Below are 26,921 nucleotides of genomic sequence, written 5' to 3'. Positions count from 1 at the left end.
GGGGCCCGAGGGAGCCCGAGGGGGCGTCCTCAGCCCTCGACGACGGGGGTCAGGCCGTCCAGGAGGGTCCCCAGGCCGAGGTCGAAGAGCGCGTCGAGCCGCAGGTCGTAGCCGTCCTCGAAGGATCCGACCACCTTGGCGAAGGTCGGGAAGCGGCCGGAGTCCACCAGCTCCTGGAGGACGGGGGCGCGGCTGTCCATCCACTGGTCCTCCGACTGGCCCGTGGCGGCTTCGGCGTTGGCCTCCATCTCCATGTGCACGGCCAGGCCCTGCACATGGCTGTAGAGCAGGACGTGGATGTCGAAGAGGGTGGTGGGGTCGAGTCCGTGGCCGTCGAGGGCGGCCAGCATCCACTCGCCGTGGACCAGCAGGTTGGGCAGGAGCAACGGGCGGGTGAGGGAGCTGATCTGGGCCAGCCAGGGGTGCTTGCGGTACAGGCCCCACAGGGTGCGGGCGCCCACCTCGATGCGCGCCCGCCAGTGGGCGGGGGCTTCGGCGGGGTAGGACTCCTCCCCGAAGGCGGCGTCGGCCATGAGGAGGATCAGGTCCTCCTTGCTCGGGACGTACCGGTAGGTCGACATGGCGGCGACGCCGAGCCGGGCCGCGACACCGCGCATGGAGAGCCCCGCGAGTCCTTCGGCGTCGGCGATGTCGATGGCGGCGCGGACGATCCGGTCGAGGGTCAGCTCCGGCTCGGTGTCCGGGGCGGGCGAGGGGCGCCTGCGGGCCGGTGCGGCGGCAGGGGCGGGGGCGCTCCCGGCGACGACCGTGCCGATCCGGGGGCGGGCCTCGACCAGGCCCTCCAGGCGCAGGGTGGTCAGCGCCTTGGTGGCGGTGGCGAGCGCGACGCCCCAGTGCGCGGCGATCTGCCGGGTGGAGGGGACCCGGTCCCCGGGGGCCAGTTCCCCGTCCGCGATGCGCCGCCGGATCGCGGCGACGATGCGCAGGTAGGGCGGATCGCCCGCCGTGCCTGTGGTCTGCGTCACGTTCTTCCGCCTTTCTGTCCTGTACTAGTGCAGAGGGTAGCAGCGGGGATCTCTTCCGGAGCTGGTCTGCGCTAGTACAGATGCGTTGTCATGCCAGTTGAGAGGCCTGTGTGTACGTCGTACATTCAGTCTGCGTACAGCGTACAAACCACTGAAGGAGCTTCTCATGCGGACCGTACTCATCTCCGGCGGCGGCATCGCGGGTCCCGTCCTCGCCCACCTCCTGCACGGCCACGGCTTCGAGGCCACCGTCGTCGAACGCGCCCCGGGCGTGCGGGGCGGCGGGCAGGCCGTGGACATCCGCGGCGTCGCGCTCGACGTGGTGGAGCGCGTGGGGCTGCTGGAGCGGGCGAGCCGCGTCCGCACCCGGATGCGCGGCATGTCGATCCTCGGCCCCGACGGCAGCGAGGTCGGCCGCTCCACCGAGGCGACCTTCAGCAGCGGCCGGCTCGACGGCGAAGACATCGAGGTGCTGCGCGAGGACCTGGTGCGGATGGTCCACGAGCACACCCGCGCGGACGTCGAGTACCTCTTCGGCGACACCGTCACGGGGCTGCAGGAGGACGAGAGCGGAGTGCGGGTGGAGTTCGCGCACGCGGCGCCGCGCACCTTCGACCTCGTCGTCGGCGCGGACGGTCTGCACTCCACCGTGCGGCGCCTGGCCTTCGGCCCCGAAGAGGACTACACCCACCACCTGGGCAGCTACCTCTCGGTGTTCGGCGCGGACAACTTCCTCGGCCTGCAGGACTGGCAGATGTGGCTGCGGGACGGGGACATGGGCTTCGGCATCATGCCCGTGCGCGACAACACCGAACTGCGCATCGCCTTCGGCTTCGAGTCCGCCCCCCTCGCCCCGGAACTGCGTACCGGCGAGGCCCTGCGGCGCACCGTCGTCGACCGGCTGGAGACCGTCCGGTGGGAAGGGGCCCGCCTGGCCGGGGCCGCCCGCAAGGCGCCCGACTTCTACTGCGACGCCATGGCGCAGATCCGCATGGACCAGTGGTCGCGGGGCCGGGTCGCCCTGCTCGGGGACGCCGGCTACTGCCCCTCCCCCCTCTCGGGACAGGGCACCAGCCTGGCCCTGGTGGGCGCCCACGTGCTGGCCGACTCCCTCGCCCAGGCGCCCGGCGACCACCTCGCCGCGTACGCCCGCTACGAGGAGCGGATGCGGCCCTTCGTCGACCTCAACCAGGCACTGGCGACGGAGAACCCGGGTGGACCCGCGTCCGAGGAATCCGTGGAGCGCGCCAAGAACGCGATCTCCCTGGACGGTTGAACCCCGGCACGCCGCCCTCACGGCTGCGGGCGACCCGGCGCCCGGCATCCGGCATCCGGCGACCCGGCTCCCGGTGCCGTCCCGGCCGAGCCCGCGGGCCCCGCGGCACGGCACGCCCCCTCGTGCCCCCGCGCGACCGTGCGGACCCCCTTGACGCCCCCGGGCGCGGGGGAGACGCTCCCGGGTCTTGGATCCGAACGGTTGCAGCTGGGGGGCCGCTATGCCGGAGGAGTCTGTCCAGTCGGTGGGCGAGCTGCGTGCGCAGCTCATCGCGCAGGGGGCGCGCTGGTCGGTCTTGGAGCACCTCGCCGACGAGGAGCCCGTGCCGCGGCCCTCGCTCGGTCTGGAGCCCGGGGCGAACCTGACCACCGCAGAGGACGCAGGGGTGATCGACCTCCCGGGGACGATCGGCCGCGCGAGCGGCAATCCGCATCTGACCCGGCGCCGCGCCGCCCACGGGCTGCTGCCCGGGGTCCGGGGGACGGCCGCTTCGGCCCGGCCCGCCGCCGTGGACTGGCGCAGCCGCTGGGGCTGGCCGTGGATCACCAAGGTGAAGGACCAGAACCCGTGCGGTTCCTGTTGGGCCTTCGGTGCCACCGGCCTGGTGGAGTCCATGGCCCGGATCGAGCACGACGTATGGGCGGAGCGCTCGGAGGGGGACGTCCACGACGGCCTGCGCTTCACCTGCGGCCAGGGCAGCAATCCGGAGACCGCCCTCGACTGGATCAGGGCGAACGGCGGGCTCGCGGACCCGGACTGCTGGCCGTACAGCACCCCGCCCGCAGGTCTGCCGGCCGCCCGCCGCGACGCCTGGCGCGCCGAGTACACGCCCAGCTGGGACCGGTCCGGCCGGACCGTCCGGATCACGGACTACGTCCGGCTCGGCGACGTGGAGCAGCAGAAGGTCTGGCTGGACACGGTCGGCCCGCTGACGGCCTGCTTCGACGTGTACGACGACTTCTTCGGCCTCGGCTCCGGCGTGTACCACCGTACGAGCGACCATCTCGCGGGCGGCCACTGCGTGTTGATCGTCGGCTACGACGACGCGGCCGGGTGCTGGCTGTTCAAGAACTCCTGGGGGACGGGCTACCACGTCGGCGGCTACGGCCGGATCGCCTACGGCGAGGTCAACATCGACTACTGGGCCAAGTGCGGCCTGCGCGGTACCAACCCCGACCCGTGGACCAAGCGCCGCCTGCACACCGGCAACGTCTACGAGAGCGGCAACGGCCGCGCCCACCGCAACTTCGAGCTGCTCGCCACCGCCCCCGGAGACCGCCTCCAGCACTGGTGGCGCGAGGGCGATTCCCCGTTCGCCTGGGCCCGCGCGGGCACCTTCGCCGCCGACGCCTCCGGACAGCCCGCCTTCACCGGCACCACCTACAACCGCAACATGGAGTCCCTGCACGTGACCACCGGCGGCCGGCTGCGCCACTGGTACTACGAGCAGTCCGGCGGGGCCTGGCGCGACGGCGGCGTCTTCGGGCCGGGCGACGCGGCCGTCGGTTCGACCCCGGCGTTCATCCAGAGCGACTACGGCAAGCCGGGCAACTTCGAGGTCGTCGTCCGGACCGCCGACGGCCGCCTCAACCACTGGTGGCGGATCAACGGCGCCCCCTGGAACTGGAACGACGGCGGCCGGTTCGCCTCCGGCATCGCCCACTACGGGCCCGCCCTCGTCCAGACCCGCGGCCGCCACCTCGACCTCGTCGCCACCCGCACCGACGGCCGCATGCAGCTGTGGTGGCGCGACGATCCGAACGGCTTCGCCTGGCGGGCCGGGGAGATCTTCGGCAGCGGTACGGCGGCCGTCTCCGCGCCCTGCCTGATCGAGGGGCAGTTCGGGGCCGCGGACGAGGACACCGCCGGGAACTACGAGCTGTGCGTGGCCGTCGCCGGCGGCGGCGTGGAGCACTGGTGGCGCGGCAACGCGGTCGGCTCGCCCTGGCGGCGCAGCGCGGTCTTCGGGCACGACGTCGCCTCCGTCACCGGGATGCTCCAGGGCAGTTTCGGGTTCAACCTGGAAGTCATCGTCCTGCGCACCGACCGCCGGCTCCAGCACTACTGGCGCGACGGCGCGGGCTGGCACGAGGGGTCGGTGATCGGCCCCGTCTGAGAGGACCGGGCGGGCGTGGAGGTACGGAGCATCGTGCTGGGCCCGGACGAGTCGTACGAGCTGCGGCTCACCGGGCGCGGCGCGCGCGGGTACGTGTGGACCTGGCAGGTCACCGGGGACGCGGACGCGGTGACGGTGGCGGAGGCTCCCGGGTCCGGGGCCGGCGCCGGGGCCGGTGGGGCGGCCCCGCTGCCGGGGGCCCCGGTGGAGCGGACCTACGTGGTCCGAGCCCGGCCCCCGGGCGGGAGCCGGGCCCGGATCCGCTTCGCGCAGGTCCGGCCGCCCTACCCGGACGAGGCGCCCTACGACGAGTTCGTCCTGGACGTGGAGGTGGCGGCGCTCACCGGCGGCTCTTGAGGACCGTGCGCTGTACGGCTTCCAGGGGGCCGTGGTCGAAGCGGCGCAACCACAGCCACGATCCGGCGGCCAGGGCCAGGCTCACGCCGGCCCACAGGCCCATCACCCACCAGGGGCCGCTGCCGCCGAGCCGTTCGGCGAGGCCCAGCCCGATGCCGTAGCAGAGCAGCATGCAGAGCAGGTTCTGGGCGACGTAGCAGGACAGGGCGGTGCGGCCGACGGAGCCGAGGGCACGGCTCACCGGGGTCGGGATCCACCGCCGGTCGAGGGCGATGCCGATCAGGCCGATGTAGCCGAGGGCGAGCAGCGGCGCGGCGCCGTAGCGGCCCAGGATGTAGAAGTCGGAGCCGCCGAGGGTGGTCGCGGCGTTCAGCGGCAGCCCGAGGCCCAGGCCCCAGGCGGCCATCCGGGTCCGGATGCGGCGGCCTTCGGCGGTGGCGGTGAAGGCGCCCGCGCGGTGCAGCCGTACGCCGAGGAGGAAGAGGAACACGAGCAGCCCGAAGGAGAAGACCGGTTCGATGCGCAGCGCGAGGAAGTGTTCCAGGCGGAGGGCGATCTGGGCCGGATAGCCGCCGTGGGCGTACAGCTCGACGGCGGCCGGGTCCGGGCTCTTCGGGGCGCCGGCGGGCCGGGCCAGTGCGTCGAGGGTCGCCAGGGAGACCAGTGCCAGGTGCAGCCCGCCGGCCGTCCACATGGCCACCTTGCGCACCTTCTCGGAGCGGGCCAGCAGCCAGGCGACGAGGAGGGCGGTCACGGCGTACCCCATGAGCACGTCCCAGGCGAAGACGAGCACGAAGTGGACGGTGCCCTCGACGAAGAGGAACGCGGCGCGGCGCGGGTAGCGGCCGGGCCAGGGGTCGCCGCGGCGGGCTGCGGAGTCGAACTGGATGGCCAGGCCCACCCCGAACAGGACCGTCAGCAGCGCCAGGAACTTGCCGTCCGCGAGGAAGCGGAAGACGCTCTCGGCGAGGTGGGCGGCGGAGGGGTCGGCGATCGGGTCGGGCAGCTTCAGACCGCCCTGGAGCACCCCCCACTCCGAGCCGGGCGAGGTGAAGATCCAGACGTTGGTCATGAGCGTGCCGAGGATCGCGGCGCCGCGCAGGACGTCCAGGAGGGGGAGCCGGGCGGTCTTGCGTACCACCGGGGCGAGCAGGGTGTGGGCCATGACTTCAGCGTCTCGGCGCGCGCGGCCCCGTACGTCCTGCGGGCGGACGAAGGCGCGCTACATCCTTCGATGCAGCGGAGGGCCCGCGGACCACACCCGGGGTTCCGTCCGGGCCGGGTCCGCATCCTGGACCCGGCAGGGCTTCCACCCCTGTTGTATCTATCCTGTGCGCATGCCTGCCCCCGCCACTGCCGTGACCGCCGCCGACCGCGTCTACCAGCACGTCAAGCAGGGGGTGCTCGACCGCCGCTACGAAGGCGGCACCCTGCTGACCGAGGGCGAACTGGCCGCCGCCGTGGGGGTGTCCCGTACGCCCGTCCGCGAGGCGCTGCTGCGGCTGGAGACCGAGGGGCTGCTGAAGCTGTACCCGAAGAAGGGCGCCCTGGTCCTCCAGGTCTCCGTGCAGGAGATCACCGACGTCCTCGAAACCCGGCTGCTGGTCGAGGAGTTCACCGTCCGCAGGGCCGTGCCGGCCCCACCGGGCCTGCTGGACCGGCTCGCCGCCCTGCTCGACGAACAGCGCCGGCACGCCGAGGAGGGCGACCTCGCCGCGATGATGGCCGCCGACCGGGGCTTCCACGCCGAGATCGTGCGCAGCGCCGGGAACCAGATCCTGTGCCGGCTCTACGACCAACTGCGCGACCGGCAGCTGCGGATGGGCGTGGCCCTGCTGCACGCCCATCCCGAACGGCTGGACCGCACCCTCGCCGAGCACGCGGAGATCCTGGCCGCGCTGCGCGCCGGGGACGCGGACACGGCGGCCGCGGCGGTCCGCGGGCACATCGGCCGGGTCGAGGCCCTGGTGCGGGGGCCGGGCCGGTGAACGGGCCGGTGAGCGGTTCGGTGAGCGGTTCGGTGAACGCCTCCCCCGCCAGGGCCGACATACCCTCCGATCCACCGGGCGGTCGGAGGGCCGTCGCCGTGTGGGGCATCGGCGTCGCCGTCTACTTCGTGGCGGTGATCTTCCGTACCAGCCTGGGCGTGGCCGGCCTGGACGCCGCCGACCGCTTCCACGTCAATGCTTCGGCGCTGGCCACCTTCTCCCTCCTCCAACTGCTGGTCTACGCGGGCATGCAGATACCGGTGGGCCTGATGGTCGACCGGCTCGGCACCAAGCGGGTGCTGACCCTGGGCGCGGTGCTCTTCACCGCCGGCCAGCTCGGCTTCGCGCTGTCGCCCTCCTACGGGATGGCGCTCGCCGCACGGGCGCTGCTGGGCTGCGGCGACGCGATGACCTTCATCTCGGTGCTGCGGCTCGGCACCCGCTGGTTCCCGGCCCGGCGCGGGCCGCTGATGGCGCAGCTGGCCGGGCTGGTCGGCATGGCGGGCAACCTCGTCTCCACCCTCGTCCTCGCCCCGGTCCTGCACGGGGTCGGCTGGACCGCCGCCTTCGCGGGCAGCGCGGCGGCGGGGCTGGTGGTGCTGGTGCCGCTGGTGCTGTTCCTGCGGGACCACCCGGAGGGGTACGGGCCCGCGCCCCGCGCCGCCGGGGCTCCGGGCGCTCCGGTCGCCCCGGGGGGCTTCGTGCGCCGCCAGATCCGGGAGTCCTGGGCCGAACCGGGCACCCGGCTCGGCCTGTGGGTGCACTTCACCACGCAGTTCCCCGCGATGGTCTTCCTGCTGTTGTGGGGCATGCCCTTCCTGGTCGAGGCGCAGGGGCTGGCGCGGACCACCGCGGGCGGGCTGCTGACGCTGGTCGTCGCCTCGAACATGGTGCTCGGGCTGGTCTACGGCCAGCTCGTCGGCCGCCGCCAGTCCGCGCGGATCCCGCTCGCCCTGGGCACGGTCGGCCTCACCGCCCTGCTGTGGGCCTCGGTCCTCGCCTACCCGGGCGAGCACGCGCCGATGTGGCTGCTGGTCACCCTGTGCCTGGTCCTGGGCGGGTGCGGACCGGCCTCGATGATCGGCTTCGACTTCGCCCGCCCGGCCAACCCGGCGGAGCGCCAGGGCACCGCCTCCGGCATCACGAACATGGGCGGCTTCATCGCGTCCATGACCACCCTGCTGACGGTCGGCGTCCTGCTGGACGCCACCGGCGACAACTACCGCGTCGCCTTCTCCACGGTCTTCGTCCTCGAAGCGGTGGGAGTCATCAGCATCCTGCGCCTGCGACCCCTGGCCCTGTCCCGTGAAGCCGCCCGGAGTCGCGTCACCGTCCCCGCGCAGGAGCCGGAGCCGGAGCCAAGGCCGGAACCGGAACCGGAACCGGAACCGGTGTCCCGTGCGTGTCCCCTCCCGGAAACAGCAGGGCGCGAGGCGCCGTAGGTCCGCCGCCGTCCCCCGGGAGAGCGGTGTCGGGAGGGGGATCCGCCGCAGATGTGGACGAAGCTGTCCGCAGGCACCGTGCCGACCGCGGAGAGGTTCGACTGGTTCACGGACGTCATCTCCCACTCGCTGATGCCCACCGCGCTCAGGAGCGAACGCTCCGCCGACTTCCAGGCGGAGGCGGCGGTCCTGGACCTGGGCGCCGTACAGGTCTCTTCCTTCGAGTACTCCCACGTGCGCTCACGCCGCACCCCCGCCCTGATCCGGCGCTCGGACCCGGAGCAGTACCAGCTGGCGTTGCTGACCCGCGGCCGGATGTGGATGTCCCAGCGCGGCAGCGACGCGGAGCTCGCCCCCGGGGACATGATCCTCTGGGACACCTCGCGCCCCTTCGAGGCCGACTGCCGACCGGGCAACGGCACCCTCCGGGCGCTGGTCGTCCAGCTGCCGAAGACCGTGCTGCCGCTGCGCGCCGGCCGGATCGATCCGCTGCTCGGCCACCGCATCGGCGCGGAGAGCGGTCTGGGGGCCGTTCTGGCGGGGTTCGTCGCCTCGCTCGGACGGCACGGCTCCGACTGCGGGCCGCAAGAGCTGCGCCACCTCGGCACGGCCACGATCGAGCTGGCCGCCGCCTGCCTCGCCGAACGCCTCGACGCCTACGGGGAGCTGCCCGCCGAGGTCCGCGCCCGTGCCCTGCGCGAGCGGATCGACACCTTCATCGAGGACGGCCTCGGGGACCCGGCGCTCACCCCCGGCCTGATCGCCGCCGCCCACGGCATCTCCGTACGCGCCCTGCACGGGCTCTTCCGCGAGGGACCGGAGAGCGTCGCGGCCGTCGTCCGGCGCCGCCGCCTGGAGCGTTGCCGCACCGACCTGGCCCGCCCCGAGCTGGCCGGACGGCCCGTCCACGAGATCGGCGCCCGCTGGTGCTTCACCAATGCCGCGGCCTTCAGTCGTGCCTTCCGGGACGCGTACGCGATCAGCCCCACCGCGTTCCGCCGCACGGCCGCCCGGGCCACCCGGCTGGACGGTGCGGCCCTGGTCGGCCCGGGCCCTACGGGGTCACGGAGAACTGCGTGAGGATGGCGTCCGCCAGCTCCACGTCGCCCTCCACCTTCACCCGGTCCGCGACGGCGTGCGCCCGTACCCGGCCCGCCGCCAGGCGGACGTACGTCTCCCAGTCCAGCGTCAGGGTCACCGCCGGACCGAGCGACGGCGACTTGTCCACCGTGCCGCGGCCGTCCGCGTCCACCCGTACCGTCCGCATGAACTCCAGCTGCCCGTGGACGTCGATGACGACCGCCGAGTTCGCCGGCGCGCCCGCCCGCTTGGCCACCACCTTCGGCAGGCCGGCCAGTAGGAGGTCCCGCGCCACGTAGGCGCCCGGCGAGTCCCAGTTCCCCGGTGCCCCCAGTGCCGCCCGCAGGTCCTGCTCGTGGATCCACACGTCGAAGGCCCGCAGCCGCAGCGCCTGCTCCAGCGTCACCTGGTCGCCGAGCGGCCCGCGGACCATCGTGGCCGGATCCCGCTTCTCGTTCCGCAGCTGCCGGGAGCGCCGGATCACCGTGTACTCCAGCTCCGAGGTCATTTCCGGCGCGGTGTGGTGGCGCCGCACGTCGACCTGCACCTCCATGTACCGGCTGAACTCGTCCACCACGTGCCGCAGGTCCCGTGCCACGGTGTGGATCGGCCGCGGGTCCCCGAGCTGCTCGCACTCGATGCCGATGATGTGGGACACGACATCACGGACCGACCAGCCGGGACACGGCGTCGCCCGGTTCCACTCGCCCTCCGTCAGCGGGAGGACCAACTCGGATATCGCCTCGATGGAGTGTGTCCAGGCGTCGGCATAGGGCTGGAGGGCGGGATGCGGCTGGACGGTCAACGGGACCCCTCGCGGTGCTGTTCAATGGCGCGTTTCGGAAGCGGTGGACTCAGTTTCCAAAACTACGCTGCCGGTGAGCACCCCGGCAGTGCTTTCGTGTGACGATCGTAGGCCCGAGTTGACGGCTTGAACGCCAGGACGGTGGTAGTGTGCGCGCCTCGCTGATCCAAATCGCAGTGAACGAGGGCGAGTCGGTGTCTTCCCGACGCGTCCGCGTGGCCGAACTCGTACGGGAGCAGGCGGGCTCCGATCTCGTCGTCCTGCCGGAGCTGTGGCCGGTCGGCGCGTTCGCCTACGAGCAGTTCGAGACCGAGGCCGAACCGCTGGACGGTCCGACCTACGAGGCGATGTCGAAGGCGGCGCGCGACGCCGGCGTCTGGCTGCACGCGGGTTCGGTCGTGGAGCGCGCCGGCGACGGCTCCCTCTACAACACCGCCCTCGTCCTCTCCCCGGCGGGCGAGCTCGCCGCCACGTACCGGAAGATCCACCGCTTCGGCTTCGACCAGGGCGAGGCGGTGCTGATGTCGGCCGGGGACTCCCTGACCACGGTGACCCTGCCGGAGCAGACACTCGGCATCGCCACCTGCTACGACCTGCGCTTCCCGGAGCTGTTCCGCGGCCTGGTCGACGCCGGGGCCACCACGATGGTCGTCGCGGCGGGCTGGCCCGCCCGCCGCCGCTCGCACTGGACCCTACTCAACCGGGCGCGCGCCGTGGAGGACCAGTCCTACGTCCTGGCGTGCGGGACGGCAGGCACCCACGCGGGCGTGGAGCAGGCCGGGCACAGCCTGGTGGTCGACCCGTGGGGCGAGGTCCTGGCCGAGGCGGGCCCCGGCGAGGAGGTCCTCACCGTGGACCTGGACCCGGCCAAGGTCCCCGACACCCGCTCCCAGTTCCCGGCCCTGAAGGACCGCCGCCTGGGCCGCTGACGCCGGCCCGGAGACCCCGGTTGGCGCCGGGGTTTCCGGGCAGACGATGGGGACGGGCGGCGCCGGCCGCCGGGGCCACGAGGAGGAGGCGGGTACGCCGTGACGGACGACGCAGAGGCCGTGCTGGAGGCCGCCCTGGAGCCGCACGAGCCCTCCGCCGCGGAGGTCGAGGCCCGCCGGCGGGTCCGGGAGCGGGCCACCGGGATGACCCACCACACGGCGCAGGCGGCCCTGGAGGCCGTGCTGGCGGACGCGGGCGACGACCTGGAGTCCGCCGACCCCGCCGTCCGCGCCGAGGCCGCGGAGTGGCAGCGCATCACCGACCTCCTCCTCGACCACGGAGGCCCGTACGCACCGGACGCCGACGCCTACGTCCAGGGTCAGCTCACGGCCCGGGAACACCATCGGGACTGACCCCGCCCTCCCGCTCCTTCTCGGCCAACCGGACCACGCACACCGCGACCGCGATCAGCAGCGCCGCGTCCGCGTCCTCCCGGACCACGTCCACCGCGTACGCGCTGGCGTCGAGCTCGGTCCCGCAGGGTGAACGGCTTCCCCCGCAAGGTGATCAGGATCGGCCCGTCCGGATCCTTCAGCTCCAGGGCGTCCTGGAAGCGCAGCGCCTTCCCGTCGACGAGGAACGCGTGCCGGCCGTCCTCGTCCTCGATCCAGCAGTCGTCCCCGACGGCCAGCATTTTGTCCCCTACGGGGCATTTCATGCGCTGATCAGTGCCCGCGATAGGTTGCCCTCATGCCCCTGCTCTACGTGACCGACCTGGCGTACCCCGCACGCGGCCGCCGCTACTGCGACGAGGACATATTCCTCACGTCCCGGCTGCGCGCCGCGTTCGACCTGGCCCTGTGCCATCCCGCGGACGCGGAGGCCATGCTGCCGCTCGGCTTCGACGCGGTGATCGTCCGCAACAGCGGCCCGGTCCTGCACTACCAGGAGGCCTACGACTCCTTCCGCGCGGCCGCCCTCGCCGCCGGGGCCCGCGTCTACAACCCGCTCACCGGCCGCGGCGACATGGCGGGCAAGCAGTACCTCCTCGACCTGACGGCCGCCGGCTACCCGGTCATCCCGACGGTCGACGACCCCGCCCGGCTGGCGGAACTGCCGCAGGTGCCGCAGTACGCGGTCAAGCCGAAGCAGGGCGCCGACTCCATCGGCCTCACCTTCACCGCGACACCGGACGGGCCGGCCGGGTCCGTGCTGATCCAGCCGCGCATCGACTTCGCGTACGAGGTGTCCTTCTACTTCGTCGACGACGCCTTCCAGTACGCGCTGTACGCCCCCGATCCGGACCGCCGCTGGGAGCTCGCGCCCTACGCCCCGACCGGGGCCGACCTGGCCTTCGCCCGCTCCTTCGTCGACTGGAACACCCTCGACCACGGCATCCAGCGCGTCGACGCCTGCCGGGCGCCGTCCGGCGAACTGCTCCTGGTCGAACTGGAGGACCTGAACCCGTACTTGTCCCTGGACCTCGTCCCGGCGCCGGTACAGGACGCCTTCGTCGGCGCGCTCACAAGATCCCTCCACACCTTCCTCAGCACCACCGCCTGATGTCAGACCCGGCTGCCAGGCTTTCCCCATGGACAAGCAGACGTTCTGGAAGCTGATCGAGACGGCCCGCGCCGACGCGGAACCCGAGGAGGTGGCCTCGCGCGCGGCGCAGCTCCTCGCGGACCGGGCGGCGACGGAGATAGCCGCGTCCCAGCAGGTGCTGTGGGACCTGCTGGCGGAGTCCTACCGGGCGCCGCTCTGGGCCGCGGCCTACGTGATCAACGGGGGCTGCTCGGACGACGGCTTCGACTACTTCCGCGGCTGGCTCCTCACCCAGGGCCGGGAGGTCTTCGAGACGGCCCTGGCCGACCCCGACTCCTTGGCCGCGCACCCCGCGGTCCGCGAGGCCGCGGAGCACGGCCTGGAACTGTGGGACGAGTCCGCCCTCTCGATCGCCTGGACCGCCTACGAGGCCGGCACCGGCCGCGAACTGCCCGCGGACTCCTTCACGATCAGCTACCCGGCCCTGGACCCGTCCTGGGACTTCGACTTCGACGACACCGACGAGATATCGGCCCGACTGCCCCGGCTGAGCGCCCTCTTCGACCACGCGTAGCCGTCCACCCGCCCGGCGGCGTGCTGACCGTCACGTTCCGCACGCTACCGGGTGCCGGCTAGAGCCCGCTGGTGTCGAGGTCGATCCCGAACGGCTCGGGCAACCGCACCGGCGTCCCGAAGGGGTGCGGCCCGTCCACCTTGGTGTATCCGAGCCGCCCGGGCAGCGCGAACAGCGTGACGGTCTCCTCCACCCGGTCGACCAGCAGGTACAGCGGAGCTCCGTACTCGGCGTACCGCTTGCGCTTGACGACGCGGTCGGTCTCGGCGTTGGACTCGGAGGTGACTTCGACGATCAGCAGTGTCTGATCGGGTACCAGCGCCTTGCCCCGGAGCGCGAGCTGCTCGGGCACAACCGCGATGTCCGGCACGTACCAGTTCGACGATCCTGGCAGATCCAGGTTCCCCGAGCCTTCTACGCAGTCGAGCTCGTCCACCCGGCCTTCGATCTGGCGGCGCACGATCTTTGCGGCGCGCTCGTGGTCCCAACTCGGCGTCACGTTGCTGATGACCCCTTCGACGATCTCGGTGCGGTCCCCGCTGTGGTGCTGGATGGCGTACTTCAGCGCGCGCTCGGGATCGACGCCTTCGCTGTAGTCGTGCGCGGTGGTCATTCCGGACGCCTCCCTTTGCTTCCTGGGACCAGGCTCCCACGGGGTCCCGTAGCCCGTCGTCACCCCTGCGGGTGCACTTCGCCACGAGCCGTCGTGGCGGACCTCAGTCGCCGACCTGGTGTTCCACACGATGGCGGATGTACTCGTCCGGGTGGGAGCGGGCCGTGGCCACCGCCTCGTCCACCAGGTCGTGCAGCTCCGCCGGATACGAGGACTTCCGCAGCCTCAGCAGCGGGAGGATGCAGCGCCGGACGTCCAGGTGCTCGTTGCGCACGAACTCGCGCAGCGCGGCCTCGCGCCACTCCTTCAACACCTTCGTGCCCTCGTCGGCCGGTGCCGGGTGCTCGGCCCGCACGCGCGGCATCTCCAGGGTCAGGGCCGACCAGTACCAGGCCCGCGCGGCGCCCGCCCGCTCGGGATCCGTACCGGTGCGCAGGTAGGCGAGCAGCGCGGCCTGGACGCGCCGGTGTCCGAAGGCGTTCAGGGCCGGCTCGACGAACTGACGGTTGAAACTCGGGTTGGGGTCGTGGACCGCCGCCTTGACCAGTGCGTCGAAGGCCTCTTCGGAAAGGACCACGCCGTCCCGCCAGACCTTGCGCAGCGCCGCCCGGGCACGGCGCTCCCAGGTGAGTCCGTCGGCCGGCTCCGGCCCCGGCCCCGGCTCGGCAGCGACCCCGATCCCGAGGAGCCGTAAGACGTCCGCCAGCGACCTGGCGAACACCTCCCGCCGGTCTTCCTCGCCCCCCGGCAGCGCCATGAACCCTGCCGTCTTCCCGTCCGCGGTCATCCGTCGCTCCCCCGTCGTAGGCCGTGGCCTGCCGCATGCGCGTGATACGACGTTCATACCAGGATGGCAAGCTTGAAGGATGAACGATGCTGCCACGGCGCCCACCCCCGCGCCCGAGCCCCGCCGACGTGCCCGAGTCCGTGCCCCCGAGCTGATCGGCAAGGGCGGCTGGCTGAACACCGGCGGCAAAGTGCTGACCCTCGCCGACCTGCGAGGTAAGTGCGTTGTTGTAGATTTCTGGACCTTCTGCTGCATCAACTGCCTGCACGTCCTGGACGAGCTGCGCGAGCTGGAGGAGAAGCACCGCGACACCGTCGTGATCATCGGCGTGCACTCCCCGAAGTTCGTGCACGAGGCCGAGCACGCCGCCGTCGTCGATGCCGTCGAGCGGTACCAGGTGCACCATCCCGTGCTGGACGATCCCGAGCTCGCGACCTGGAAGCAGTACGCCGTACGCGCCTGGCCCACGCTCGTCGTGATCGACCCCGAGGGGTACATCGTCGCCCAGCACGCCGGTGAGGGGCACGCGCACGCCATCGCCCGCCTGGTCGAGGAGCTGGAGGCCGAGCACGAGGCCAAGGGCACGCTGCGGCGCGGCGACGGGCCGTACGTGGCGCCCGAGCCGGTGGCCGGAGCCCTGCGCTTCCCCGGGAAGGCGCTGCTGCTGCCGTCCGGGAACCTGCTGGTCTCCGACTCCACCCGGCACCAGCTCGTGGAGCTGGCCGCCGACGGCGAGAGCGTCGTGCGCCGCATCGGCAGCGGCGAGCGCGGCTTCGCGGGGGACAGCTTCAGCGAGCCGCAGGGCCTCGCGCTGCTGCCCGACGGCAAGGTCGTCGTCGCCGACACCGTCAACCACGCGCTGCGCACCTACGACCCGGCCACCGGGCACGTGGAGACCGTTGCCGGGACCGGCCGGCAGTGGTGGCAGGGGTCGCCGACCTCCGGGCCGGCGCTGGAGGTGGACCTGTCCTCGCCGTGGGACGTGGCCTGGTGGCAGGGCCGGGTCTGGATCGCCATGGCCGGTGTGCACCAGCTGTGGACCTGGGACCCGGAGGCCGGGACCGTCGAGGTCGCGGCCGGTACGACCAACGAGGGGCTGCTCGACGGGCCGGCCGCCGAGGCCTGGTTCGCCCAGCCCTCGGGGCTCGCGGCCGCCGGGGACCGGCTGTGGATCGCCGACTCCGAGACCAGCGCCCTGCGGTACGTGGAAGCCGGCGACGAGGGGTACGTGATCAAGTCCGCCGTCGGCACCGGGCTGTTCGACTTCGGACACCGGGACGGCGACGCCGCCCAGGCCCTGCTCCAGCACCCGCTCGGCGTGACCGCCCTGCCCGACGGCTCGGTCGCGGTGTGCGACACGTACAACCACGCGCTGCGCCGCTACGACCCGGCCACCGGCCAGGTCTCGACCCTCGCGACCGACCTGCGCGAGCCCAGCGACGCCGTGCTGGTGGGCGAGGACATCGTGGTCGTCGAGTCGGCCCGGCACCGGCTGACCCGGCTGCGCCTCCCGGAGGAGGCGGTCCGGGTGGACGCGGTCGCCCACCGTACGCAGCGGGCCGCCACCGAGGTGGCGCCCGGCACGCTCCGCCTCGACATCGTCTTCCAGGCGCCGGCCGGGCAGAAGCTCGACACCCGCTACGGGCCCTCCACCCGGCTGCTCGTCTCCTCGACCCCGCCCGAGCTGCTGGCGGGCGGCGAGGGCGCCGGAACCGACCTGTTCCGGGAGCTCGCGCTGAACCCGGACGTCACCGAGGGCGTCCTGCACGTCTCGGCGATGGCGGCGTCCTGCGACGACGACCCCGCCAACGAGTACCCGGCCTGCCACGTCCACCAGCAGGACTGGGGCGTTCCGGTTCGGGTCACCGCCGACGGCGCCGCCCGGCTGCCCCTCGTCCTCGCCGGGATGGACGCCGAGGGGTAGCCGGGCGGCGCCGGCCTTCCTGGGGGCTCAGCCCTCCAGGAAGGCCACCAGGGCGTTGGCCAGCAGGAACGGGTCGTCCGCGCCGCACAGTTCGCGGGCGCTGTGCATCGAGAGGATCGCGACGCCGATGTCCACGGTCTGAATGCCGTGGCGGGCTGCGGTGATCGGGCCGATCGTCGTGCCGCAGGGCATCGAGTTGTTGGAGACGAAGGTCTGCCACGGGATGCCGGCCCGTTCGCAGGCGGCGGCGAACACCGCGCGCCCGCTGCCGTCGGTGGCGTACCGCTGGTTGACGTTGACCTTCAGGATCGGTCCGCCGTTGGCGCGCGGGTGGTGCGTCGGGTCGTGCCGCTCACCGTAGTTGGGGTGCACGGCGTGCCCGGTGTCCGAGGACAGGCAGATGGTGCCCGCGAAGGCCCGCGCGCGGTCCTCGTACGAGCCTCCGCGGGCGAAGACTGAACGTTCCAGCACGTTGCCCAGGAGCGGGCCGTCCGCGCCGGTGTCGGACTGCGAGCCGTTCTCCTCGTGGTCGAAGGCGGCCAGCACCGGGATGTGGTCCAGCTTGTCGGCGGCGGAGACCGCGGCCAGCGCCGCGACGCCCGCGTGCACCGACAGCAGGTTGTCCATGCGCGGTCCGGCCACCAGCTCGCGGTCGCGGCCCAGGTACGACGGCGGCTCGATGGAGTGGACCATCAGGTCCCAGCCGGCCACCGACCCCTGGTCCAGGCCCTCTTCCTCCTCCAGGAAGGAGATCAGGTCGCCCTCCTGCACATCGCCCAGCCCCCAGATCGGCTGCATGTGCCGCTGCTTGTCGAGCTTGAGGCCGTCGCTGTTGACCGACCGGTCCAGGTGCACGGCGAGTTGGGGTACGCGCAGCAGTGCGCGGTCCACGTTCACCAGGCGCTCGGTGCCGTCGCGCAGGGTCAGCCGCCCGGCCAGTCCCAGGTCGCGGTCCAGCCAGGTGTTGAGCAGGGTGCCGCCGTAGATCTCGACGGCGATCTGCCGCCAGCCCTGCGAGCCCGTGTCCGGCAGCGGCTTGACCCGCAGGTTCGGGGAGTCGGTGTGCGCGCCGACGATCCGGAACGGGGTGTGTGCGGCCGCGCCTTCGGGGACGAACCAGGCGATGAGCGCACCGCCGCGGAGCACGAACTTGCCCCCGGTGCCCGCATCCCAGGCGTCCGTTTCCGACAACTGCCTGAAGCCCGACTTCTCCAGCCGCTCCGCCGCGTTGGCCACGGCGTGGTACGGCGACGGACTGGCCGTCAGGAAGGTCATCAGATCGTCGGTGTGGCCGCGGTCGAAGCGGGCGGGAGAGCTCATCGTATTTCCCTTGTGTGGAAGCCCCCGGCTTCAGCCGGGTGAGGAAACGCAGTTCCGGCTCGGAGCCTCGCTGCGGCGGAGTGCTGCAGCGTGAGGCTGTGACCTGTGCTTTTGTTCGGATCGTGACCGACCGTAGCCTCCGCGGTGTGGGGTTTCCTTCCGTGAAGCGGTCGTTCAAGTACCGTTTCTATCCGACGGACGCGCAAGCCGTGGAACTGTCGCGGACGTTCGGGTGCGTGCGGAAGGTCTACGACCCGGCTCTGGCCGCCCGTGCCGAGGCCTGGAAGGCGAGCGGCGAGCGGATGGGCTTCGGGCAGGCATCGGCCATGCTCACCGCGTGGAAGAAGACCTGGGAGAAGCGGTCCCAGCATCCGCGATTCGATTCGAAGCGGAAGTCGCGTGCCTGCGCCGAGTACACCCGCAGTGGGTTCCGCTCCGCGGAGGGCAGCAACAACCGGATCAAGGCGCGCACCCGTGTGGCTGCTTGTGGAGCGGATGCGAGACCTCATCGGGAGTCCTCCTCTCGGTCGGGGCGGTCCGTGGCGAAACGGGAATCCCCACGCGTGAGTGTGGGAACCCCCTCCTGCTAAGGAGGGGAGGAAGCCAAGTGGTTCACCTTAACGAGGGTCGGGTTCGTGTTCGTCATGGCTGGACCGTGCGACAGCCGGGAGAGTTGGGTCCGCGCTCGTTGCCTCTGTGGTCCCGTCGGTTGTCAGCCCGGCGGGCGCTCGAATCGGCGCTGTAGCTGCCTGCGCTCGCCCCGGCGGATGCGCGGGAGCATCTCCGGGGTCTGCGGGGAGCGCTGCGCGCGTCTCTTGCGTCCGGCGCAGAAGATACAGGCCTCACCGGGAGGAGCGTCGGGGTCGATCGGCGCGCCGGGATGTTCGGCGCATCCCGAGGCGTTGCGCGGCCGGGAAAGTTCGCGGGCGACGATGAAGGCGCGGTGGAGGTCGTCGGCGATGCGGACGAAGTCGTCCGCGGGCGAGGACAGGCCCAGGTGGAACCGCTGGTCCTCGACGGTGCGCAGGTAGGTGCGCAGCCGCTCGAGCGTGTACGGGGGGTCCGGTACGGGGTAGCCGAGGCGCCGCTGTTCTCCGGCGGGGGCGGCGGGCGGGCCGCCGTGGCGGCGCTGTCCGAGGCGCCGGCGGTCGTTGCAGATGAGGCAGCGGCCCCAGCCTTCGGGCGCTTCGGGGTCCAGGGCGCCGTTGGGGTGCTCGGGGCAGCCCGTGTAGCTCTTGGCGGGGGCCAGTCCGGTGGCCGTCTGGAAGGCCACGTACAGCGCGTCGGCGATGGTGTCGTACTCGGCGGGGTGGGCGCCGTCGTACAGCTCGCGCAGGTGGTCGCCGAGGCTGCCCAGGCTCGCCTGCAGCTCCTTGAGGGCGTACGGACGCCCGGTGGGGACGGAGTACCCCCTGCTGCCGTGCTGATCCTGTGGACTCATGTGTACGAGCGTCCCATGAACGACTGACATCGGGGGAAAGCCGCAGGACAGGGGCCTGGGGCCGGGTACGCGCCAGCGGCCGGGCCCCTGTGCGGGGGGCCCGGCCGCTGGCGTGTGTGCGACGGTGGCGCGACCGGCCTAGAAGGCGGCCTCGTCGAGCTCCATGAGGGAGTTGTCGACGGCCTCGGCCAGCGCGCGGGCGACCGAGACGTTCGGCAGGACCTGGGACGCGAAGAACTTGGCGGCGGCGATCTTGCCGGTGTAGAAGGGGACGTCCTTCGGGGCGGCGGTCGCCAGCTTCTCGGCGGCCACGGCGGCGCCCTTGAGCAGCAGGTAACCGACGACCACGTCACCCGAAGCCATCAGCAGGCGGGTGGTGTTCTGGCCGACCTTGTAGATGTTCTTGACGTCCTCGCCGGTGGCGGTGAGGTCGACGATCATCTGGCCGACGATGGCCTCCAGGTCGACGGCGGCCTTGGCGAGCGCGTCGCGGGCCCCGGCCAGCTCCTCGCCGCCGACGGCCTCGGCCAGGAACTTCTTGATCGTCTCGGAGAGGACGTTCAGGGAGGCGCCCTGGTCGCGGACGATCTTCCGGAAGAAGAAGTCCTGGCCCTGGATGGCCGTGGTGCCCTCGTAGAGGGTGTCGATCTTGGCGTCGCGGATGTACTGCTCGATCGGGTATTCCTGGAGGTAACCGGAACCGCCGAAGGTCTGCAGGGACTGCGCGAGCTGCTCGTACGAGCGCTCCGAGCCGTAGCCCTTCACGATCGGCAGGAGCAGGTCGTTCAGGCCGATCTCGGCGGAGGCGTCCTGGCCGGCGGCCTGCTTGACCTGGATCTCGTCCTGCACGGAGGCCGTGTAGAGGACCAGGGCGCGCATGCCCTCGGCGTAGGCCTTCTGCGTCATGAGCGAGCGGCGCACGTCGGGGTGGTGCGTGATGGTGACCTTGGGCGCGGTCTTGTCCATGAAGTTCGCCAGGTCCGGGCCCTGCACGCGCTCCTTGGCGTACTCCAGCGCGTTCAGGTAGCCGGTGGAGAGGGTGGCGATGGCCTTCGTGCCGACCATCATGCGGGCGAACTCGATGATCATGAACATCTGGCGGATGCCGTCGTGCTTGTCACCGATCAGCCAGCCCTTGGCGGGGTGCTGGTCGCCGAAGGTCATCTCGCACGTGTTGGAGGCCTTGAGGCCCATCTTGTGCTCGACGTTCGTGGCGTAGACGCCGTTGCGCTCGCCCAGCTCGCCGGTCTCCCAGTCGAAGTGGAACTTCGGGACGAGGAAGAGGGACAGGCCCTTGGTGCCCGGGCCGTGGCCCTCGGGGCGCGCGAGGACGTAGTGGAGGATGTTCTCCTCCATGTCGTGCTCACCGGAGGTGATGAAGCGCTTCACGCCCTCGATGTGCCAGGAGCCGTCCTCCTGCTGGATCGCCTTGGTGCGGCCGGCGCCCACGTCCGAGCCGGCGTCCGGCTCGGTGAGGACCATGGTGGAGCCCCAGCGCTTCTCGACGGCTATCTGGGCGACCTTCTTCTGCGCCTCGTTGCCCTCTTCGAAGAGGATGCCGGCGAACGCCGGGCCGGAGGAGTACATCCAGATGGCCGGGTTCGAGCCGAGCAGCAGTTCCGCGTAGGCCCAGATGAGGGAGCGGGGCGAGGTGGTGCCGCCGATCTCCTCGGGCAGGCCCAGGCGCCAGTACTCCGAGTCCATGAAGGCTTCGTAGCTCTTCTTGAAGGAGGCGGGGACGGGCGCGGTGTTGGTGGCCGGGTCGAAGACCGGCGGGTTGCGGTCGGCGTCCTCGAAGGAAGCGGCCAGCTCGTTCTCGGCGAGGCGGGCGAGCTCGGACAGGACGCTCTTGGCGGTCTCGGTGTCCATCTCCTCGAACGGACCGGTGCCGTACTGCTGGTCGCGGCCGAGCACCTCGAAGAGGTTGAACTCGATGTCGCGGAGATTCGACTTGTAGTGCCCCATGGCGACGGCTCCGTTAAGGCTCGGGGAGACAGGGTTCCTCGTACATACCAATCGGTAACGTAATGATGCTACCCGCCGGTAATAACGGCAACCCTTCCGCGCCGACTGTGACCAGGGTCAAAGCTCGCACCAGACCGTCTTGGTCCGGGCGCCTCGGGTGACCCCCCCACCGCAGGGCCACGGCGTCGAGCAGGACGAGCCCGCGCCCCGACTCGTCGGAGTCGGCCGCCTGCCGAAGTACGGGCCACGCGCGCGGATCGGGGTCGGTGAGCTCGACCCGCGTACGGGTTGCCCTTCCGGTGATGCGCAGGGTGACGGGGGTGCCCTCGCCGAGGTGGGTGATCACGTTGGTCAGTAGCTCGCTGGCGCAGAGTGCGGCGTCGGGGTGGCCGTCCGGACCGAGGTGCTCGCGCACGGCGTGACGGGCGAGGGCTACGGCCTCGGGGGCGGCGAGCAGCCGGATGGTGAGGGCGTTCACCGCTCGGCCAGGGCGGCGGCCAGTCGCTGCGCGGTGGCGGCGTTGCAGTTGCCGAGGGTGATGAGGGGCGGTGAGTCGTAGCGCCCGGCGTAGGAGAGGAGGTGCAGGTCCAGCGAGGGCAGCGTGATCCCGTGCGATGCCAGTGCGGCGCGCAGCGCGGTGAGGGCCTCGACGGCTTCGCGGTCGTGGGGGTGGTCGCTCATGGGGACTTTCCGTTCCTGTGCGGAGTGTGACGAAGCCATCACAGGGTGGTGCCGTGCTGCGTACCGTGGGAAGGGTTTCCGGTTGCGCTGGACAAGTGGCAAATGGCGGTGGTGGGTTGTGCCGGCTCGCAAGGACCCGGACGCGTCGGCGAACGTGCCGTCGTTCTACGGTGCGGAGCTTCGCTACAAGCGGGAATCCGCAGGGCTCACGCTCGACCAGTTGGTGGAGGGCAGCTTCCGGGGTGTGCCGTTCCTGAGCCAGATCGAACGCGGTGAGCGCCGCATGCCGCTGGACCTGGCCCGGCACGTGGACGCGAGGCTGGGGACGGACGGGTTTTTCGAGCGCCGCTGTGAAGATGCGCGCCGCGCGAAGCAGTCGGGATACGCGGAGTACTTTGCGGATGTCGCGGAGATGGAGCCGTTCGCCGAGACCATCGAGGAGTGGGCCCCGATGTTGGTGCCGGGGCTGTTGCAGACCCCTGCGTACGCGCGGGCGATCAGCCGCGCCGCGTTGCCCCGTGCGACCGACGAGACGATCGAGAAGTTGGTGAGTGCCCGGATGGGGCGGGCCGTGCCCTTCGACCGGGAATGCCCGCCCGACTTCTGGGTGGTCGTGGACGAGTCGGTGATCCGCCGTCCGGCGCTGCCCGCGACGCAGATGGCGGAGTTGCTGGAGCACATCGCGGCCGCGGTGCGCCGGACGAGGTCCATTCTGCAAGTCGTCCCGCAAACGACCGCCGCGCACGCCCTCATGATGGGGATGGCCAAGCTGATGAGCTTTCCGGACGCGCCGCCCGTGGTCTACGTCGAAAGCCTGCACAGTGGGCAACTCATCGACTTTCCGGCCCTCGTGAAGGAGTACCGCAGGTCTTACGATCTGCTGAGGGCCGCCGCTTTGCCGCCGGAGGCGTCCCTGAACCTTCTCGACGCTGCGGCAGAGGGCTATCGAGATGGCAAGCAGCGGAATTGACCTGAGCGCCGCGACCTGGCGCAAGAGCAGCTACAGCAACGGCACCGGCGGGGACTGCGTCGAGGTTGCAGAGGCGTTCCCCGGCGCTGCCGTCTGGCGGACGAGCACCTACACCAACGGTGACAACGGCGACTGCGTCGAGGTCGCGGACGGCCTCAGTGGAGTCGTCCCCGTCCGGGATTCCAAGAGGCCCCAGGGGCCCGCCGTGGTCGTCACCGCCGGTGCGTGGGGGCCGTTCGTGCGGGCGCTGAAGGCCGGGGAGCTACCCGGCTGAGGCCGTCCCCCGAGCCCGCCCCGGGAAGGGACTGGCCGGTACCGGCCGGTACGGCCGCAGGCGCTCGGTAGGCTTCGGCCCATGTACGGCTACGACCAGAACCCGGGTGCCCAGCAGCAGTATGCGCAGCAGCCCCCGCAGGGCTACGCGCAGCAGCAGCCGCTGTACCCCGAGCCGTCCCCGCCTTCCCTCGCGGACGCCGTGCGGGCCTTCACCACGGGGTCCCTCTCCGCCGAGGACTTCCAGCAGATCTTCGCCACCTCGAAGGTCTACTGCCCGCGCGGCGACACCCCCGGATTCCTGGCGCTGCACAACACGCAGCATCCGGTCATCCCCATGTTCACCACGCTCAAGGAACTGCGCCGGTACGCCGGCAAGGAGTCCAAGTACTTCGTGATCACCGGCGCCGAGGTGATCGACCTGCTGCCGACCGGGTACGGCTTCGTCCTCGACATGGAGGGCGACCACCGGATGGTCTTCGACGCGAAGGCGGTCGAGCAGATGGTCGACTTCGCGATGCGCCGGATGTACGGCTAGACGCCATTGCTGCGCCGACGGCTAGCCGTAGGCGTACCGGCTGACGCCTGACGGGGGGGGCGGATCGTGCTGCGCGTGCACTTCACGGCGGAGGACCTGCTCAACGTCACCTTCGCGAGCGAGCCGCTGCCGCTCGTGGAGCTGGGCATGGCGATCGTCGCCTGGCAGCGCACCGACGAACAGGCGGTCTTCGGCCGCTGGCGCAGCCGTGTGGGCCGGGAGCTGCCCGGCCGCGCCCGCCCGCTGCTCGACCTCCTGCGTCCCGACGGCGACAACCCCCAGTTCGTCGAGCCGTACGCGCGCACCGTCGAGGAGGGGCTGGCCGTCGTACGGGAGGCGGGCCCGCTCCTGGCCCCCGGCGAGCTGCACCGCGTCGCCGCCCGGGCCCCCGGATCCGCATCCTGGCTGCGCGCCCTGTGGGCCCAGGACCGCGAGGCGTGGGGCCAGCTCGGCGGCGCGCTCCGGTCCGCCCACGAGGTGGTCGTCGCCCCGCACTGGCCGCGGATCCGGCAGTCCTTCCAGGCGGACGTGGCCTGGCGCAGCCGGCTGTTGGCCGCCCACGGGATCAAGGCGTGCCTGGCCAGTACGCATCCGCTGGCCGCCTGGGCGGGCACGGTGCTGGAGGTGGACGGGCCGCCGCACTACGAGGTCCGCCTCGGCGGGCGCGGCCTGCTGCTGATGCCCTCGCCGTTCTGGACGGGCCGGCCGCTGCTCGCCGAGGGCCCGGAGGGGCCGGACGGCAGGTGCGTGCTGCTCTACCCGGCGCTGACGCCGCTGCCCCTGATCGGCCCGGGCCCGGCGCAGGGGGCGCTGGACGCCCTCCTGGGCCGGACCCGGGCGGCGGTGCTCCAGTCGCTGGTCGAGCAGCGCACGACCAGCGAGCTGGCCCGGGACCTCGACATCAGCCTCCCCTCGGCCTCCGAGCACACCCGCACCCTGCGCGAGGCCGGCCTGATCACCACGGAGCGCGACGGCAAGGCGGTCCTGCACTCGGTGACGGGCCTGGGCGTGGACCTGCTCCACAGCGGCGGCTGACCCACCTTTCGGACCTGCCCGAAAGGATCGCGGCCCGGTGCGGTCGGCCGGGAGTATCGGTGTCGCGGGGGGATCCACGGGGGACCCCCCGCCCCACCTTGAGGAGGCAGAGATGGCCCGCACGAAGATCCGCACGACGCTCGCCACGGTGGCGGCCACCGCCGTGCTGGCGCTGGGTACGGGGGTCCTGGCGGCGTCGCCCGCGCACGCCGCGGGCACGTGGCACGGGTGCCCGTCCGGCGCCGTCTGCATCTACCCGCGGGATGCCGGCTGGAACAACGACAGGCCGTCCCAGGTGTACTGGGAGGGCGTCTACCGGCTCTACGGCCAGGAGGGGACGCACTTCGTCGTCAACAACCAGACCGGCGGCTGGGTCGACCGCCTCTGCTACGACTCCTACGGGAGCAACTGCGACGCGTACGTCCAGCCGCCCGGCACCACCTGGCAGCTGAACCTGTCCCCGATGAACTCGATCAAGCTCAGCAGGTACTAGGCCGGTACTAGGCCGTCTAGCCGCATCCGAAGGCCCCGGGGGAATTTCCTCCGGGGCCTTCTCCGTTCTGCGGGGTGTGGCAGAAAGTTCGAGTTTCAACTAAACTCGTCGCAGAAGGAGGTCCTGACCATGCCCGCAGTGACTGTTGAGAACCCGTTGACCCTTCCGCGCGTGGCCGAGCCGCAGGCCGCCGTCCCGCGCAAGGTGCTGGCCGTCGTCTCCGCTCCCGGTGGGTTCGAGGGTGAGGGATTCCCGGTGCGCCGCGCGTTCGCCGGGATCAACTACCAGTACCTCGACCCGTTCATCATGATGGACCAGATGGGTGAGGTGGAGTACGCGCCCGGTGAGCCCAAGGGAACTCCCTGGCATCCGCACCGCGGCTTCGAGACCGTCACGTACCTGATCGACGGAACCTTCGTTCACCAGGACAGCAACGGCGGCGGCGGAGTCATCAACGGCGGTGACACCCAGTGGATGACCGCCGGTTCGGGCCTCCTGCACATCGAGGCCCCGCCGGAGTCCCTCGTCGTGTCCGGCGGGTTGTTCCACGGCCTCCAGCTGTGGGTGAACCTCCCGGCCTCCGACAAGATGATGCCCCCGCGCTACCAGGACATCGGCGGCGGTCAGGTCCAGCTGCTGACCACCCCGGACGGCGGCTCCCTGCTCCGCGTCATCGCCGGCGAGCTGGACGGCCACCAGGGCCCGGGCATCACCCACACCCCGATCACGATGATCCACGCGACCGTGTCGCCGGGCGCGCAGATCACCCTGCCGTGGCGCGAGGACTTCAACGCACTGGCGTACGTCATGGCCGGGCGCGGGTCCGTCGGCGAGGACCGCCGGCCCGTACAGACCGGGCAGACGGCCGTCTTCGGCGAGGGCGGCTCGCTCACGGTGCGGGCGGACGCCTCCCAGGACTCCAACGCCCCGGACCTGGAGGTCGTGCTCCTCGGCGGACGTCCGATCCGGGAGCCGATGGCGCACTACGGGCCGTTCGTGATGAACAGCAAGCACGAGCTGCAGCAGGCCTTCGACGACTTCCAGGCGGGCCGGCTGGGCCGCATCCCCACCACCGCGCGCACCGGCCTCGGCCACCGCGGCACGGGCGAGGCGGACCAGGACTGACCCGCGCCGCCCGGCACCGCACCTTGCCGCCTCGTCGGGGCGCCCGAGTACGTCCAGTACTCGGGCGCCCCTCCGTCCGAGGACCTGCGGTCACGGCACTAGCGGTAGAAGGTCCGGCCGGCGGAGCCGGAGGAAACGGACCACACCTCGCTGATCAAACCGTTGGTGATCCGCAGGGTGTCGGTCCCGCTCCTGGCGACGGTTCGGGCGTCTTCGCCCGTGCCGGAAGCGAGGTAGGAAGCGAGATAGGGGCGGGCGACCAGGCCGGTCGGTGCGCCGTCGACGAGTGCGAGGTCCACGACTGCCGCGCCCTCGGCCACGAAGCGAAGTCCACGGCGCTCCCGATGCCAGGCCGCGATGATGTCGGCGAGCTGCTGCGGAGTGCGGACGTCGTCGAAGGCCTCGGTGCCCGCCTGGGCGTAGCGCAGCACGAAATCCGGCGCCATGATCTTCGCGGCGAGGTCCAGATCACCGTTCCACATCGCCGTCCACTGGTCGTAGGTGTGGATGCCTAACTGCCGCACATCGTTGCCGTTCATCAAGACCGCCCTCGATCGTTTCGGGTTCGCGAGGTTCGCGACAGTAACAAGGGGGTCTGACAACGGTGTTCGCCCGCAGGACCCGGCCGACTCAGCGAGCCGCAGCGAAGGACCATCA

General features: G+C 71.8%; 29 protein-coding genes and 2 pseudogenes. 18 read left to right on the top strand and 13 right to left on the bottom strand.

What is annotated here, in order from left to right:
* Nucleotides 1-29: 29 nt before the first annotated feature.
* Nucleotides 30-986 (bottom strand): GntR family transcriptional regulator, encoded by a 957-nt coding sequence (locus OG386_RS22060; protein ID WP_328789583.1) that lies wholly within the window; start codon nucleotides 984-986, stop codon nucleotides 30-32.
* Between the two features lie 166 nt (nucleotides 987-1,152).
* On the opposite strand from OG386_RS22060, the gene OG386_RS22055 reads away from it, so the two are divergent.
* The 3 genes from OG386_RS22055 (at nucleotide 1,153) to OG386_RS22045 (ending at nucleotide 4,735) form a co-directional block, all read left to right on the top strand.
* Nucleotides 1,153-2,262, top strand: coding sequence for an FAD-dependent monooxygenase (locus OG386_RS22055; protein ID WP_328789582.1), 1,110 nt, complete (start codon nucleotides 1,153-1,155; stop codon nucleotides 2,260-2,262).
* Between the two features lie 220 nt (nucleotides 2,263-2,482).
* The gene (locus OG386_RS22050; protein WP_328789581.1) at nucleotides 2,483-4,378 is read left to right on the top strand and encodes a C1 family peptidase; all 1,896 of its coding nucleotides are present in this window, start codon (nucleotides 2,483-2,485) and stop codon (nucleotides 4,376-4,378) included.
* 15 nt (nucleotides 4,379-4,393) lie between these two features.
* Nucleotides 4,394-4,735 carry a hypothetical protein gene (locus tag OG386_RS22045; RefSeq protein ID WP_328789580.1) on the top strand — a complete coding sequence of 114 codons (342 nt, stop codon included), beginning with the start codon at nucleotides 4,394-4,396 and terminating at the stop codon, nucleotides 4,733-4,735.
* Here the strand turns inward: OG386_RS22045 and OG386_RS22040 are convergent.
* Nucleotides 4,719-5,900, bottom strand: a complete 1,182-nt coding sequence (locus tag OG386_RS22040) for a DUF418 domain-containing protein (RefSeq protein ID WP_328789579.1) — start codon at nucleotides 5,898-5,900, stop codon at nucleotides 4,719-4,721. The two genes, OG386_RS22045 and OG386_RS22040, sit on opposite strands and share 17 nt — an antisense overlap.
* Before the next feature lie 172 nt (nucleotides 5,901-6,072).
* Here OG386_RS22040 and OG386_RS22035 point away from each other — a divergent pair, with 172 nt between their 5' ends.
* From OG386_RS22035 to OG386_RS22025, 3 genes are read left to right on the top strand one after another with little or no spacing between them, the layout of a single operon-like run.
* Complete coding sequence (locus OG386_RS22035) at nucleotides 6,073-6,723, top strand: GntR family transcriptional regulator (protein ID WP_328789578.1); 651 nt, start codon at nucleotides 6,073-6,075, stop codon at nucleotides 6,721-6,723.
* A 20-nt stretch (nucleotides 6,724-6,743) separates the two neighbouring features.
* Nucleotides 6,744-8,165: an MFS transporter gene (locus OG386_RS22030; RefSeq protein ID WP_328789577.1), complete on the top strand. Its 1,422-nt coding sequence runs from the start codon at nucleotides 6,744-6,746 to the stop codon at nucleotides 8,163-8,165.
* Between the two features lie 51 nt (nucleotides 8,166-8,216).
* Nucleotides 8,217-9,245 (top strand): helix-turn-helix domain-containing protein, encoded by a 1,029-nt coding sequence (locus OG386_RS22025; protein WP_328789576.1) that lies wholly within the window; start codon nucleotides 8,217-8,219, stop codon nucleotides 9,243-9,245.
* On the opposite strand, the gene OG386_RS22020 is transcribed toward OG386_RS22025, so the two are convergent.
* Entirely contained in the window at nucleotides 9,220-10,050 is an 831-nt protein-coding gene (locus tag OG386_RS22020) for a maleylpyruvate isomerase family mycothiol-dependent enzyme (RefSeq protein WP_328789575.1), read from the bottom strand. The genes OG386_RS22025 and OG386_RS22020 overlap by 26 nt on opposite strands.
* 149 nt (nucleotides 10,051-10,199) lie before the next feature.
* Between OG386_RS22020 and OG386_RS22015 the strand changes: the two genes are divergently transcribed.
* Together OG386_RS22015 and OG386_RS22010 are read left to right on the top strand one after the other, a co-directional pair.
* Nucleotides 10,200-10,979, top strand: coding sequence for a carbon-nitrogen family hydrolase (locus OG386_RS22015; protein ID WP_328789574.1), 780 nt, complete (start codon nucleotides 10,200-10,202; stop codon nucleotides 10,977-10,979).
* Between the two features lie 99 nt (nucleotides 10,980-11,078).
* Nucleotides 11,079-11,393 carry a hypothetical protein gene (locus tag OG386_RS22010; protein WP_328789573.1) on the top strand — a complete coding sequence of 105 codons (315 nt, stop codon included), beginning with the start codon at nucleotides 11,079-11,081 and terminating at the stop codon, nucleotides 11,391-11,393.
* On the opposite strand, the pseudogene OG386_RS22005 reads toward OG386_RS22010, so the two are convergent.
* Nucleotides 11,365-11,698 (bottom strand): annotated as a pseudogene (locus OG386_RS22005) (LURP-one-related family protein). The gene OG386_RS22010 and the pseudogene OG386_RS22005 overlap by 29 nt on opposite strands.
* A gap of 32 nt (nucleotides 11,699-11,730) precedes the next feature.
* Between OG386_RS22005 and OG386_RS22000 the strand changes: the two are divergent.
* Both OG386_RS22000 and OG386_RS21995 read left to right on the top strand, forming a co-directional pair.
* Nucleotides 11,731-12,543 (top strand): hypothetical protein, encoded by an 813-nt coding sequence (locus OG386_RS22000; protein ID WP_328789572.1) that lies wholly within the window; start codon nucleotides 11,731-11,733, stop codon nucleotides 12,541-12,543.
* A gap of 28 nt (nucleotides 12,544-12,571) precedes the next feature.
* A complete protein-coding gene (locus tag OG386_RS21995; RefSeq protein ID WP_328789571.1) occupies nucleotides 12,572-13,099 on the top strand; it encodes a DUF4240 domain-containing protein in 528 nt (175 codons plus the stop codon).
* A gap of 58 nt (nucleotides 13,100-13,157) precedes the next feature.
* On the opposite strand, the gene OG386_RS21990 is transcribed toward OG386_RS21995, so the two are convergent.
* Entirely contained in the window at nucleotides 13,158-13,712 is a 555-nt protein-coding gene (locus tag OG386_RS21990; RefSeq protein ID WP_328789570.1) for a Uma2 family endonuclease, read from the bottom strand.
* A 103-nt stretch (nucleotides 13,713-13,815) separates the two neighbouring features.
* Nucleotides 13,816-14,499 carry a hypothetical protein gene (locus tag OG386_RS21985; protein ID WP_328789569.1) on the bottom strand — a complete coding sequence of 228 codons (684 nt, stop codon included), beginning with the start codon at nucleotides 14,497-14,499 and terminating at the stop codon, nucleotides 13,816-13,818.
* A 79-nt stretch (nucleotides 14,500-14,578) separates the two neighbouring features.
* On the opposite strand from OG386_RS21985, the gene OG386_RS21980 reads away from it, so the two are divergent.
* On the top strand, nucleotides 14,579-16,423 hold the full coding sequence (locus tag OG386_RS21980) for an NHL domain-containing thioredoxin family protein (RefSeq protein ID WP_328789568.1): 1,845 nt from the start codon (nucleotides 14,579-14,581) through the stop codon (nucleotides 16,421-16,423).
* 27 nt (nucleotides 16,424-16,450) lie between these two features.
* On the opposite strand, the gene OG386_RS21975 is transcribed toward OG386_RS21980, so the two are convergent.
* Nucleotides 16,451-17,743 carry a M18 family aminopeptidase gene (locus OG386_RS21975; RefSeq protein WP_328789567.1) on the bottom strand — a complete coding sequence of 431 codons (1,293 nt, stop codon included), beginning with the start codon at nucleotides 17,741-17,743 and terminating at the stop codon, nucleotides 16,451-16,453.
* A 14-nt stretch (nucleotides 17,744-17,757) separates the two neighbouring features.
* On the opposite strand from OG386_RS21975, the pseudogene OG386_RS46960 reads away from it, so the two are divergent.
* A pseudogene (locus tag OG386_RS46960) lies at nucleotides 17,758-17,979 on the top strand (helix-turn-helix domain-containing protein); the annotation flags it as partial.
* 11 nt (nucleotides 17,980-17,990) lie between these two features.
* Here OG386_RS46960 and OG386_RS46955 read toward each other — a convergent pair.
* From OG386_RS46955 to OG386_RS21950, 5 genes are all read right to left on the bottom strand, one after another.
* Nucleotides 17,991-18,215, bottom strand: a complete 225-nt coding sequence (locus OG386_RS46955; RefSeq protein WP_405790930.1) for a hypothetical protein — start codon at nucleotides 18,213-18,215, stop codon at nucleotides 17,991-17,993.
* 240 nt (nucleotides 18,216-18,455) lie between these two features.
* On the bottom strand, nucleotides 18,456-19,184 hold the full coding sequence (locus OG386_RS21965) for a hypothetical protein (RefSeq protein WP_327384244.1): 729 nt from the start codon (nucleotides 19,182-19,184) through the stop codon (nucleotides 18,456-18,458).
* A 138-nt stretch (nucleotides 19,185-19,322) separates the two neighbouring features.
* Nucleotides 19,323-21,149, bottom strand: a complete 1,827-nt coding sequence (locus OG386_RS21960; RefSeq protein ID WP_328789566.1) for an acyl-CoA dehydrogenase — start codon at nucleotides 21,147-21,149, stop codon at nucleotides 19,323-19,325.
* 13 nt (nucleotides 21,150-21,162) lie between these two features.
* On the bottom strand, nucleotides 21,163-21,627 hold the full coding sequence (locus tag OG386_RS21955) for an ATP-binding protein (RefSeq protein ID WP_328789565.1): 465 nt from the start codon (nucleotides 21,625-21,627) through the stop codon (nucleotides 21,163-21,165).
* Complete coding sequence (locus OG386_RS21950; RefSeq protein ID WP_327384241.1) at nucleotides 21,624-21,830, bottom strand: hypothetical protein; 207 nt, start codon at nucleotides 21,828-21,830, stop codon at nucleotides 21,624-21,626. Before OG386_RS21950 ends, OG386_RS21955 begins: the two co-directional genes overlap by 4 nt.
* A 118-nt stretch (nucleotides 21,831-21,948) precedes the next feature.
* Here OG386_RS21950 and OG386_RS21945 point away from each other — a divergent pair, with 118 nt between their 5' ends.
* The 6 genes from OG386_RS21945 to OG386_RS21920 all read left to right on the top strand — a co-directional run bounded on the left by OG386_RS21945 (nucleotide 21,949) and on the right by OG386_RS21920 (nucleotide 26,264).
* Complete coding sequence (locus OG386_RS21945; protein ID WP_328789564.1) at nucleotides 21,949-22,800, top strand: helix-turn-helix domain-containing protein; 852 nt, start codon at nucleotides 21,949-21,951, stop codon at nucleotides 22,798-22,800.
* Complete coding sequence (locus OG386_RS21940) at nucleotides 22,781-23,074, top strand: DUF397 domain-containing protein (RefSeq protein ID WP_328789563.1); 294 nt, start codon at nucleotides 22,781-22,783, stop codon at nucleotides 23,072-23,074. The genes OG386_RS21945 and OG386_RS21940 overlap by 20 nt, the downstream gene beginning before the upstream one ends.
* A gap of 81 nt (nucleotides 23,075-23,155) precedes the next feature.
* Nucleotides 23,156-23,611, top strand: a complete 456-nt coding sequence (locus OG386_RS21935; protein ID WP_327384238.1) for an SseB family protein — start codon at nucleotides 23,156-23,158, stop codon at nucleotides 23,609-23,611.
* Between the two features lie 66 nt (nucleotides 23,612-23,677).
* The gene (locus tag OG386_RS21930; protein ID WP_328789562.1) at nucleotides 23,678-24,646 is read left to right on the top strand and encodes an ArsR/SmtB family transcription factor; all 969 of its coding nucleotides are present in this window, start codon (nucleotides 23,678-23,680) and stop codon (nucleotides 24,644-24,646) included.
* Nucleotides 24,647-24,758: 112 nt separating this feature from the next.
* Entirely contained in the window at nucleotides 24,759-25,139 is a 381-nt protein-coding gene (locus tag OG386_RS21925) for a hypothetical protein (RefSeq protein WP_327384235.1), read from the top strand.
* Nucleotides 25,140-25,268: 129 nt separating this feature from the next.
* Complete coding sequence (locus tag OG386_RS21920; RefSeq protein ID WP_202186076.1) at nucleotides 25,269-26,264, top strand: pirin family protein; 996 nt, start codon at nucleotides 25,269-25,271, stop codon at nucleotides 26,262-26,264.
* A 98-nt stretch (nucleotides 26,265-26,362) separates the two neighbouring features.
* On the opposite strand, the gene OG386_RS21915 is transcribed toward OG386_RS21920, so the two are convergent.
* Nucleotides 26,363-26,803: a nuclear transport factor 2 family protein gene (locus tag OG386_RS21915; protein ID WP_328789561.1), complete on the bottom strand. Its 441-nt coding sequence runs from the start codon at nucleotides 26,801-26,803 to the stop codon at nucleotides 26,363-26,365.
* Between the last annotated feature and the right edge of the window lie 118 nt (nucleotides 26,804-26,921).

The organism is Streptomyces sp. NBC_00273, from assembly GCF_036178145.1.
Classification (GTDB): domain Bacteria; phylum Actinomycetota; class Actinomycetes; order Streptomycetales; family Streptomycetaceae; genus Streptomyces.
Note: the sequence above shows the minus strand (reverse complement) of the source record. Positions and strands in the feature narration are given on the sequence as shown.